Annotated in this window: 14 protein-coding genes; 13 read left to right on the top strand and 1 reads right to left on the bottom strand. The window is 47.8% G+C overall.

Features of this window, described 5'->3' with window-relative positions; all coding sequences use genetic code 11:
* Window positions 1–175: 175 nt before the first annotated feature.
* Genes ABCM67_RS15740 through ABCM67_RS15750 form a run of 3 tightly spaced genes read left to right on the top strand, consistent with a single transcriptional unit; the run spans window position 176 to window position 1,777 of the window.
* Complete coding sequence (locus ABCM67_RS15740; protein WP_002593556.1) at window positions 176–448, top strand: helix-turn-helix domain-containing protein; 273 nt, start codon at window positions 176–178, stop codon at window positions 446–448.
* Entirely contained in the window at window positions 408–785 is a 378-nt protein-coding gene (locus tag ABCM67_RS15745; protein ID WP_005927690.1) for a TnpV protein, read from the top strand. The genes ABCM67_RS15740 and ABCM67_RS15745 overlap by 41 nt, the downstream gene beginning before the upstream one ends.
* 29 nt (window positions 786–814) lie before the next feature.
* Complete coding sequence (locus tag ABCM67_RS15750) at window positions 815–1,777, top strand: DUF3658 domain-containing protein (RefSeq protein WP_005927687.1); 963 nt, start codon at window positions 815–817, stop codon at window positions 1,775–1,777.
* A 61-nt stretch (window positions 1,778–1,838) separates the two neighbouring features.
* On the opposite strand, the gene ABCM67_RS15755 is transcribed toward ABCM67_RS15750, so the two are convergent.
* On the bottom strand, window positions 1,839–2,645 hold the full coding sequence (locus tag ABCM67_RS15755; RefSeq protein WP_147603404.1) for a helix-turn-helix transcriptional regulator: 807 nt from the start codon (window positions 2,643–2,645) through the stop codon (window positions 1,839–1,841).
* A 483-nt stretch (window positions 2,646–3,128) separates the two neighbouring features.
* Here ABCM67_RS15755 and ABCM67_RS15760 point away from each other — a divergent pair, with 483 nt between their 5' ends.
* From ABCM67_RS15760 to ABCM67_RS15805, 10 genes are all read left to right on the top strand, one after another.
* Window positions 3,129–3,317 (top strand): hypothetical protein, encoded by a 189-nt coding sequence (locus ABCM67_RS15760; RefSeq protein ID WP_002304353.1) that lies wholly within the window; start codon window positions 3,129–3,131, stop codon window positions 3,315–3,317.
* The gene (locus ABCM67_RS15765) at window positions 3,314–3,655 is read left to right on the top strand and encodes a DeoR family transcriptional regulator (RefSeq protein WP_003020305.1); all 342 of its coding nucleotides are present in this window, start codon (window positions 3,314–3,316) and stop codon (window positions 3,653–3,655) included. The genes ABCM67_RS15760 and ABCM67_RS15765 overlap by 4 nt, the downstream gene beginning before the upstream one ends.
* Window positions 3,648–3,944, top strand: coding sequence for a DUF3847 domain-containing protein (locus ABCM67_RS15770; RefSeq protein ID WP_004798081.1), 297 nt, complete (start codon window positions 3,648–3,650; stop codon window positions 3,942–3,944). Before ABCM67_RS15765 ends, ABCM67_RS15770 begins: the two co-directional genes overlap by 8 nt.
* 311 nt (window positions 3,945–4,255) lie before the next feature.
* A complete protein-coding gene (locus tag ABCM67_RS15775) occupies window positions 4,256–4,510 on the top strand; it encodes a CPCC family cysteine-rich protein (RefSeq protein WP_147603403.1) in 255 nt (84 codons plus the stop codon).
* Between the two features lie 21 nt (window positions 4,511–4,531).
* Window positions 4,532–4,936: a hypothetical protein gene (locus ABCM67_RS15780; RefSeq protein ID WP_002594806.1), complete on the top strand. Its 405-nt coding sequence runs from the start codon at window positions 4,532–4,534 to the stop codon at window positions 4,934–4,936.
* Window positions 4,937–5,119: 183 nt separating this feature from the next.
* Window positions 5,120–6,700: a MobQ family relaxase gene (gene mobQ / locus ABCM67_RS15785; protein WP_147603402.1), complete on the top strand. Its 1,581-nt coding sequence runs from the start codon at window positions 5,120–5,122 to the stop codon at window positions 6,698–6,700.
* A 65-nt stretch (window positions 6,701–6,765) separates the two neighbouring features.
* The gene (locus ABCM67_RS15790; RefSeq protein WP_147603401.1) at window positions 6,766–7,410 is read left to right on the top strand and encodes a CHC2 zinc finger domain-containing protein; all 645 of its coding nucleotides are present in this window, start codon (window positions 6,766–6,768) and stop codon (window positions 7,408–7,410) included.
* A complete protein-coding gene (locus ABCM67_RS15795) occupies window positions 7,379–8,716 on the top strand; it encodes a virulence-associated E family protein (protein WP_147603486.1) in 1,338 nt (445 codons plus the stop codon). Before ABCM67_RS15790 ends, ABCM67_RS15795 begins: the two co-directional genes overlap by 32 nt.
* A gap of 242 nt (window positions 8,717–8,958) precedes the next feature.
* Window positions 8,959–9,156 (top strand): hypothetical protein, encoded by a 198-nt coding sequence (locus ABCM67_RS15800; RefSeq protein WP_002595176.1) that lies wholly within the window; start codon window positions 8,959–8,961, stop codon window positions 9,154–9,156.
* A complete protein-coding gene (locus ABCM67_RS15805) occupies window positions 9,157–10,827 on the top strand; it encodes a recombinase family protein (protein ID WP_008394601.1) in 1,671 nt (556 codons plus the stop codon). It abuts the gene before it with no gap.
* Window positions 10,828–10,929: the final 102 nt, after the last annotated feature.

Consider the following 10,929-nt stretch of genomic DNA (forward strand, 5'->3'; position numbering starts at 1 on the left):
CAGTTCATGGCTAATTAGTTGGAACAAAAAACGAAAGGAAAAGCACAATCCAGACGGTATCAGCGGCAGGCTACAAGAATAAATTGTGATTTCACAAGATTGGTGCTATAATAAGAGAAAAGTTCCTGCCGGGGCAGCCGCCCCGGTGGTATAGATAGAAAGGCAGGAAAACAATATGCACATCAGCTATAAGCCACTCTGGCACACACTGTTAGAGCGTGATATGAGAAAAGAGGATTTAAGGCTTGCCGCTGGTATGACAACAAATATGATTGCCAACATGAGCAAAGAGGGAAAGCACATCAGCATGGATACATTAGCCCGTATCTGCGAAACGCTGAATTGTGAGATTACCGATGTGATTGAGTTAGTACCAGACGAGCCTGCTTCCACAGGAGGTAAGGAACATGAGCGAATTGAAACCAAGAATAACGGAAAACGGAATTGATTATATCCTTGTCGGAGATTATTACATCCCGGACTTGAAACTGCCGGAGGAACACCGCCCTATCGGAAAGTACGGACGGATGCACCGGGAATATTTAAGGGAAGTCCACCCAGCCAGATTGAATACATTGATACTGACCGGGGAATTGTGGACATATCTTGCAGACCTGAACGAACAGGCACAGGAACGGTTAGACACCATCATGGAGCAGATGAAAACTGCCGAGGGCGTAACCGAGGAATTGAAGCGTACCCACCAAATGGAATGGGTGCAGCGTTGCAATAACATTCATAACCGGGCAGAAGAAATTGTTTTGCATGAGATGATTTATTCATAACGGGAGCAATTAAATCGGAGGTATATAAGATGATTGAAATTGTATTTGGTGAAAGTGCCTGTGGAAGTTTGAAAATTGCCCAAACTTACGGCAAGGGAAAGTATAGAGGAAGTGCTGTTTCAATATTTATGAGGCATGAAGACGGGAGTGTTCCATCTTCAGATGAAATGAAAAAAGCACAGCTTCAAGCACAGGAACAAGAACGCATTGCTTGGGAGAATGCTATTCCATTGGGAGGCAAGAGCTGTGATGTTTATTGTTTTGATATGGCTCTTAGTGTGGGAGATATTTCTGATAATGGAATTGGCGAACAGCGGAAAAATGTTTTCAAGAAAATGCTGTCTGTCTGCTTTGTAGAGGATTTAGATTATCAGGTTGAAGAAAAAATACAGAAAATTAAAACTACATTGACCTCAGTGATTGAACGATATGTAGCTGGGGAAGAAATTCGCATTTGGTATAGCTATAATCCAGATGAGCTTTGTGGTATGTATTGGCTTATGAAACAACTTCAACCCTTAAACTGCCAGACAACAATTTATTTGGTTAAGTTACCTACATGGGAATATGGAAAAGAAAATACTATGACATCCAAAATAGCATGGGGCGAGGTCTCTCCTGGCGAATGGGGAAACTATATAACTCTACAAGAGAAAGCTAATCCTGTATTTCTTTCAGCTTGTGCTATGAAATGGAATCAACTTCAAAATGAAAATGCACCTTTGCGTGCAATGTTAAATGGTAAATTGCAAAGCGTTTCAGAAGATATATATGATAGTTTCATTCTTCGTGAAATTGCGGAACAGCCAGAGCAATTCAAAATGGCTATTGTCATAGGTAATGTTTTAGGAAAATATCAACTTGGAATTAGTGATGTATGGATTTCCAATCGCATTGATAAAATGCTTGAAGATGGTGTGTTGGAAATTATACAGGACGCACCAAAGGGAGAAACAAATTATCGCCGAATATTAAGAAAACGAATGAAGTAATAACCACAGCACAAACCGCTGCTACATGGAATCCAACAAACCATGCAACAGCGGTTTTCCTTTACCGTTTTTTCCTCTGGTTGATAGGCGTTCCCGTTTTCTTTGATTTTTGGAGAATCCGAATAAGCCAGCGAAATTCTTCATCTGACAGATTTTTATAGTTGATACCGAGCTGCTTGCAGTAAAGCACTGCCAGTTTTTCCAAACGGCTGCCCTTGAAATTTTCGACCGCTTCCAGATTTTCTTTCAGTTCATTGGCAACAGTGGTCTGGGGCGCACTCTCACTATCCTTTTTATGGGTTTCCCGAATATCCCGGATAATCAGGTTTAGGTCATCCAGAACCATGTGGCTGAAATATTCATCATCACTGATATGGGCGGCTTGCAGCACTTTCAAATGTGGGTCATCTTCGCCAGGGCGATACCGTTCTATGATTTCATGTCGGACAGTATCGACAAGGGTGTTGAGGTTTTGAATCTGCATGGTGGCAATCCCATCCACATAAATCTCAATGTCCGCAAGAAACTTGATAAAGTCCTTATGGGTGGCAAGTTCGCAGAGCAGACGGTTGTTGATCCGACCGCTTTTCAGAAGTGCAACCATTTCATCGTTCAAATGCAGCTCCGTCAGTGGCGTGTTGATCTGCTCCCTGTTCTCTGTCCGGCACAGCAGATAATCGACGGAAACCCCATAGAAGTCTGCCAGCGTGATAAGGTTGCCATGATTGATTTCCTTATAATCTTCTTTTTCATAACTGCCAAGGGCTGATTTAGAAATACCCGTTAGTTTTGATAGTTCTTCCAGATTTAAGCCTTTGTCCTTGCGGAGTTCCCAAAGGCGTTCCTGTATGCTTGTTGCTCCTTTCATGGGCACACGCTCCTTTCCAACGGTTTCATTGCTGCCGCTTAATTGGATTATATCACACTTTCCGCAATCGTGGAAATTTCCGCTTTTTACCCCTAATTCCTACTTTGTGGACATACGGCACAGGGTACAAAAATGTTCTATGATACAGGTAGTTCATCGATGGATTATTCCAATCGAATGACCAGCCTGTGTGGGATATGCTTCCCCGGCGATGTAGTGCCATGACTTTTGGCAGGGATGTGGAGGAACCCTGACCGAAACGAGCGTACCAAAGGGAGCGATACGCCGCTGTGAGATTCAGGGGAGGAACGACACCGGGGGGAACTGGCGAACTGACACCGAAATGATACCGAAACACGACAATCTGATAGGGGGATAGTCTACCCTATCGCTGATACTTCGGGAGATTTTAAGCGGCTCTATGGCTGTAATTTTGCCGAAAATCGCCCCGAAACCATACACGAAAACGGGAGGAAGCGCAATATGCCGAGAATGAGCAAAAAGAGGAAGCATGAGCTTTCCTTTTACCTCAATGACCGGGGGCGTGTCACTTACAACGAATTATGCCGGAAATGCCAGCATGGGTGCAAGCAGAGCTTCCGGGCGGTTGTGATTGACTGCCCCCGTTATTTATCCAAACGAGCAAAGAAAAAGGAGGAACACACCGAATGAATTTTGAATTTATGACGATAGACACACCATTGCCGCCCTGTATGCCATTTCCCAGAGCGTTGACAGGATTTCCAGTCAGCAGCACCGCAAAGGTCATGTACTGCCGGATGCTGGACGCTATGCTATCCAAAGGGCAGGAAGACGAGAACGGAATCCTGTTTGTCTGCTTCCCTGTCACAGCCATTGCCGCAGTCCTGTCCCGCAGTCCCATGACGGTCAAGCGTTCTCTGAATGAACTGGAAACCGCCGGACTTATCATGCGGGTGCGTCAGGGCGTTGGAGAACCCAACAGAATTTATGTGCTGATACCGGGAAAGGAGGACGCTGCCCTTGCCTGATACCTTAAAGCTGGAAAAGCTAAACCGGGAGCTGGAGAAAAGCGAAAAGAAACTGCGGAAAGCCATCAATGATGAAAAGGCATTGCAGCACCAGTTAAAGCAGCTTACCCGAAAGGAACGGACGCACCGGCTCTGCACTCGTGGCGGTATGCTGGAAAGTTTTCTGCAAGAGCCGGAACGCCTGACAGATGATGATGTCATGCTGTTGTTGAAACTCATTTTTCACAGACAGGATACGCAGGAACTATTGAAAAAACTGCTGGAACGGGAGAAGCCGGAAACCCCTTAGTTTACTAAGGGCGCAATTATACACCACCCAAAGGTTGGTGCATTGCGTTCTCCGAAGGCTCCTCGCCGGAGGGCTGTGATTTTCCGCAGTCAAGGTCTGCTCCAAATCATACAGGGGACGCTACGCTTCCCCTGCGCTGGCTGCCGCCAGCTACCCTTTTGTGGACTTGCCATCTGGGGACACCTTGCGCTGTAAGCTGTTCCCAGCCGACAAGTTTCATAAAATATGCTATCTTTTCGATAATCGATGAAGTATAATAAAGTCAGAAATAAATCAGGAATTTGAGGTCAAGGCTTAAACGGGAGGTTTATATGAAAAAATACCAATGTCCTTGCTGCGGATATTTTACCTATAATGTTCCGGCAAATGAAGATTGTGGGTATATCTGTCCCGTTTGTTTTTGGGAGAATGACCCGTTCATTGCTTCTGATAACGAATCAAGCGACTCTAATCATGGAATAACACTAAAAGAAGCAAAATTAAATTTCTCAACATTCGGAGCTTGTGAAAAAGAAATGTTATGTTATGTCCGACCACCAAGAGATGATGAAAAAGAAATTTCATAGTAGTGTGTAAAGGAGAATCAAATGAAGCATAAAAAGTTTTTGTTAATTGCACTGATATGTTTAATCGGTATAGGTATTAGCTTTCTTTTGTTTTCTGCTCATAGACCATTCAAAGATTTAGAGGCAGCAGATATTACTTCGGCAAGTGTTCGGTTATCGCCACCTGATACAACAATTCAGATAGTAGAAACAGAGGAATTAGTATCATATCTCAATGAGGTAGTTATTTACAATAAGGACAACTCATATACAGAATATGCCGGACAAGCAGTTATTTTCACTCTGTCTTTGGCAGATGGTTCTCAAGTGGAGATTATAGCATACAATCCATTTATTATAATTGACGGTATTGGTTATAAATGCAAATATGAACCTTGTGAAGCTCTTAATCATTATGCTAATGAGCTAATGACAAGAGAACCATAATTTTTAAGTGTACCATCTACCCATCGGGTCAACTTGTCCCGAACTTTTACAACTAAATATCCGCCGCCCTCACAGCGGCACACCGAGCAGGAAATCTGAAAAAGGTCTCCTGCTTTTTTTCTGCCCAAAATGAGGTGGTAAAACGCCACCCCATCCACCAACTACCGAAAGGAGGGACACGAAATGCCCTGTCCACACAACGAAATCTCGATTGTGCAGCGAAGCCAACAGCAGTCTGCGGTTGCCGCCGCTGCCTACCAGAGCGGCGAAAAGCTGTTCTGTGGATACGATCAGGAAATGAAGCACTACCCGGAAAAGCGTGGTATCGTCCACAATGAAATCTTGCTTCCGGCAAATGCCCCACGGTCGTATGCAGACCGCAATACCTTATGGAACGCCGCCGAAGCGGTGGAGAAGCAATGGAATTCCCAGCTTGCAAGGCGGTGGGTGCTTACCATCCCCAGAGAGATACCACCCGACCAGTATGCTGTCCTTGTCCGGGAGTTTTGTGAGCAGCAGTTTGTTTCCAAAGGCATGATTGCTGATTTTGCAATCCATGACCCCCATCCGCCGGGACACAATCCCCACGCCCATGTCATGCTCACTATGAGGGCAATGGACGAACATGGAAAATGGCTTCCCAAGAGCCGCAAGGTTTATGACCTTGACGAAAACGGGGAACGGATAAAACTTCCGTCCGGCAGATGGAAAAGCCACAAGGAGGATACGGTGGATTGGAACGACCAGAAGTATTGCGAAATCTGGCGGCATGAATGGGAGGTCATCCAGAACCGCTATCTGGAAGCCAATGACCGTCCGGAGCGTGTGGACTTGCGTTCCTATGCCAGACAGGGGCTTGATATTGTCCCCACTGTCCATGAGGGGGCTGCTGTCCGGCAGATGGAAAAGCGTGGTATCCAGACGAATATCGGAAACCTGAACCGGGAAATCAGAGCCGCCAACAGTCTGATGAAGTCCATCCGGCAGCTTATCCAAAACCTCAAAGGCTGGATTACCGAGCTGGGAGAAAAACGGAAAGAGCTGCTTGCACAAAAGGCGGCGGAGGAAGCGACACTTCTTCCCAATCTGCTGATGAAGTACATGGAGATACGAAAGGAAGAACGGAAGGACTGGACGAGGGCTGGACAGAACCGGGGGACTTCACAGGACTTAAAGGCAGTCAGCGAAGCCCTGTCCTATCTCCGGCAAAAGGGGCTTTCCACTGTGGAGGACTTGGAAGCCTTTCTGGAATCTTCCGGGAAATCAGCCGCAGATTACCGCAATCAGATGAAGCCAAAGGAAGCCCGCAGCAAAGTGATTGACGGGATTCTTGCCAGCCGGACAGACTGCAAGGAATGTAAGCCTGTCTATGAGAAGTACCAGAAGATATTTTTCAAGAAAACAAAGGAGAATTTCAAACAGGAACACCCGGAGGTTGCCCGGTATGCGAAAGCCGCCGCCTATCTTGCCAAGCACCCGGACGATAAGGACAGTACCCAAAAGGAGCTGCAAGAGGAGCAGGAAATGCTTCTTAGCGAAATCGCAGAGCTGAAAGTACCGCTGACCGAGGTACAGGAGGATTTGAAGAAGCTGCGGGACATCCGCTACTGGGTACGGAAAGCCACACCCGGCACAGAGGAAAGTAAAGAGCCGCCCAAGAAACAGCCTATCAAAGAAATCTTGCAGGATAAGACTGACGAGAAAAAAGCACAAAGAACCGCCCAAGAACAGACAAAACACAAACAACAGGATATGGAACTTTAACAGGCACTTGCCATTTTCAATCAGAGAATGTCAGGTGCTTTTCTTTTTTTCAAGGAGGGATAGATTTGAATGTATTTGAAGCTGTGAAGCAGTCCGTCACAACAAGACAGGCTGCGGAGCATTATGGAATCCATGTAGGTCGGAACGGGATGGCTTGCTGCCCGTTCCATCACGATAAAACCCCAAGCATGAAGCTGGATCGGCGTTACCACTGCTTCGGCTGCGGTGCGGATGGAGATGTGATTGATTTTGCCGCCGCCCTGTATGGGCTGGGAAAGAAAGAAGCCGCCGTACAACTGGCACAGGACTTCGGGCTTTCCTATGAGGACTGGAAGCCGCCGGGAAAGGCGAAAAAGCCCAAGCCCCGGCAGAAATCCCCGGAGGAACAGTTTCAGGAAGCAAAAAACCGCTGCTTCCGTATTCTTGCCGACTATCGCCACCTGCTCCGGGCATGGAGAAAGGAATATGCCCCGCACTCCCCGGAGGAAGCCTTTCATCCCCGGTTTATAGAAGCCTTACAGAAGCAAGATCAAGTGGAATATCTGCTGGATGTGCTGCTGTTCGGGGAGACGGAGGAAAAAGCGGCTTTGATTACGGACTACGGAAAGGATGTGATACAGCTTGAACAACGAATGGCAGAGCTTGCAGCCGCAGACGCAGCAAGAACTAAAAAACACCATGAACGCCATGCAGCCACCCCAGAGCGTTGAGGAAATCAAGGCGGGGCTGGAAACTACCGAGAAAGGCGGTGTCCGTCAGAGCATACGGAACTGCCTGACCGTATTCCAGCGTGACCCGCTGCTTTCCGGGGCTATCGCATACAACATCCTAACTGACCGAAAGGACATCATAAAGCCCATCGGCTTCCACAGAGAAAGCACCGCCCTGAACGATACGGACATGAAGTATCTGCTTCTCTATCTGGAAGAAACCTACGGGCTTACCAATGAGAAAAAGATTGATAACGCCATCGGGATTGTGGCGAATGAAAACAAGTACCATCCCATCCGGGACTATCTCAATACCCTTGTGTGGGACGGGACAGAGCGAATCCGTTTCTGTCTGCGGCACTTTCTGGGGGCTGACGCAGACGATTACACCTATGAAGCGTTGAAGCTGTTCCTGCTGGGCGCTATCACACGAGCCTTTCAGCCGGGATGCAAGTTTGAAATCATGCTCTGTCTGGTAGGCGGTCAGGGGGCTGGCAAGTCCACATTCTTCCGTCTGCTGGCAGTCCGGGACGAGTGGTTCTCCGATGATTTGCGGAAGCTGGACGATGACAATGTGTACCGCAAGCTGCAAGGTCACTGGATGATCGAAATGTCGGAAATGATGGCAACCGCCAACGCCAAGAGCATTGAGGAAATCAAGTCGTTTTTAAGCCGGCAGAAAGAGGTTTACAAGATACCTTATGAAACCCACCCGGCAGACCGCCCCCGTCAGTGCGTGTTTGGCGGCACTTCCAATGCCCTTGACTTCCTGCCCCTTGACCGTTCCGGCAACCGCCGCTTTATCCCGGTCATGGTGTACCCGGAGCAAGCCGAGGTTCACATTTTGGAGGACGAAGCTGCTTCCAGAGCCTATATCGAGCAGATGTGGGCGGAAGCGATGGAGATTTACCGAAGCGGCAGGTTCAAGCTGGCTTTCAGCCCCGCCATGCAGCGGTATCTCAAAGAACACCAGCGGGATTTTATGCCGGAGGACACCAAAGCCGGGATGATACAGGCTTACCTTGATAAGTACACCGGGGAAACGGTCTGCTCCAAGCAGCTCTACAAGGAAGCCTTAAACCACACCTTTGATGAGCCGAAGCAATGGGAAATCCGGGAAATCAACGAGATAATGAACCAGTGCATTACCGGGTGGAACTACTTTTCCAATCCGAGGATGTTTGCGGAATACGGCAGACAAAAGGGCTGGGAGCGTGAAATCCCGGCAACGGACACCGACAACCCGCCCGAAAAATCTATGGACGGTTTTGTGGAGGTCACAGAGCAGATGGAGCTTCCATTCTGAAAATGACAGCCCGTTGCCGACTTCGTTGCTATCCCGTTGCCGAGCCGGTTGCCGGGGAAAATCCCTTATTTCCGGGCTTTTTCCCTCTCTGACAACCAAAACAACAGAAAAATAAAAGAAAAGTATAAATAGTAATCAACGCCAGATTGAGATTGTTTGCAAGGTCTTTTGAAGCCCGTTGCCGGACTTCGTTGCCGACCGTTCTCTGTCTGGCTATTTTCATGTATGGAGGATAACTGCCTATGGCGAAAAATAAGACCAAGATTGAAGTGACAACCGTATTTGACGGGGAACTGGACGCCACCGATGTGTTCGTCAGCCTGATTTCCCAGAAATACGGCAAAACAAATACAAAAGAATATCTTGCTAAAAAGAAAGATTTGAAGTATAATGAAGATGAGGTTCAACAGAGCCAGATACCGTCTGGATTGTGTGGGTAAATGGCTATGATGAACGAAATGGAATACAGAACAATCGGTTCAGCACTTGCCGGGGGCTATCGTGCGGCGGTCTATTGCAGGCTGTCAAAGGACGATGACCTGCAAGGCGAAAGTGCCAGTATCGCAAACCAGCGTGATATGCTGGAAAAATACTGCGAAAAGCAGGGATGGGAGGTTGTGGCAGTCTATCAGGACGATGGCTTCACAGGTCTTAATATGGAGCGTCCTGATTTACAGAGAATGTTGAGAGCCATTGAGCGCAGGCAAATCAACCTTGTCATCACGAAAGACCTCAGCCGACTGGGGCGTAACTATCTGCAAACCGGGCATTTGATTGAGGACTTTTTCCCAAGGAACGGTGTCCGCTATATCGCCATGAATGACGGTATCGACACCCTGCGTGATAACAACGATATTGCCCCGTTCAAGAATATCCTGAACGAGATGTACAGCAAGGATATTTCCAAGAAAGTCCATTCCTCTTATCTTCTGAAAGCGCAGAAAGGACAGTTTACCGGGTGTCTTGCCCCGTTTGGATATCGGAAAGACCCAGAGGACAAAAACCATCTGCTCATTGACGAGGAAACCGCCCCGATTGTGCGGCTGATTTTCGGATATGCCCTGAACGGTCATGGTCCGAACTATATCCGCAGACGGCTGGAGGAAGAAAAAATCCCCTGCCCCACATGGTGGAACCGGGAACGGGGGCTTCGCAATACCCGCACCAAATGGGAAAAGAAAGACCCGGAAAACGGGCGGTATATGTGGGACTTTTCCGTTATCAAAGACCTTTTGATGAATCCCGTTTACACTGGGGCGATTGCTTCCCAGAAAAAGGACTACCGTTTCAAAATCGGCACGATTGGGGAAAAGAAGCCGGAGGACTGGATTGTAGTGGAAGGACAGCATGAACCGCTGATTGACCGCATGAGCTTTGACATTGTGCAGAACAAGCTGAAATCCCGCCAGCGTCCGGGGCAGACCAATGAAATCAGCCTGTTTGCCGGACTGATAAAATGCGGCGAGTGTGGGAAGTCTCTGACGGTACGCTACACAAACGCAAAACATCCCCAGCAGATTTACTCCTGCAAGACCTACAATGCCTTTGGAAAGAACCACTGCACCCAGCACCGGATTGATTATGACACCCTTTACAGTCATGTGCTGCGGAAAATCCGGGAATGTGCCAGAGCTGCCCTGATGGACGGGAAAGCGGTTGCTGACCGCCTGACCAATACCTGTGAAGCCGAGCAGCGGGAACAGCGGGAAGCAATGGAACGCTCCCTTACAAGGGACGAGGAACGGATTGAGGTTCTGGACAAAATGGTAATGCGGCTTTATGAAGATATGATTGCAGGGCGTATCAGTGAGCAGAACTTCAACACCATGCTGGAAAAGACACAGACCGAGCAGACGGAACTTAAAACAAAAGTGTCCGAGGGCAGAAAGCGGCTGTCCGATGAAGTCCAGCTTGCCAATGACGCAAAACAATGGGTGGAAGCCATTCAGGAATATGCCAACATCACAGAGTTGGACGCAGCCACCCTCAACCGCTTAATCAAAGAAATCGTCGTGCATGAGCGCATTGACGAAGATAAAACAAGACACATTTCTATCGAAATTCATTTTAATCTCAAACCCATCCCGGAGGTGGAACAGGTCACTGCCTGACCTGTCCCGCCGGGACGGTTCTCTTAAAAACACCATATAGATTTTTTGTACGCCGCCGCCCGCCATCGAGCAGAGTTTTACACCTAATTGGGGATAAAACAG

It is taken from the genome of Blautia sp. 2227st1_G12_2227SCRN_220401, assembly GCF_039062885.1.
Lineage (GTDB): Bacteria > Bacillota > Clostridia > Lachnospirales > Lachnospiraceae > Blautia_A > Blautia_A fusiformis.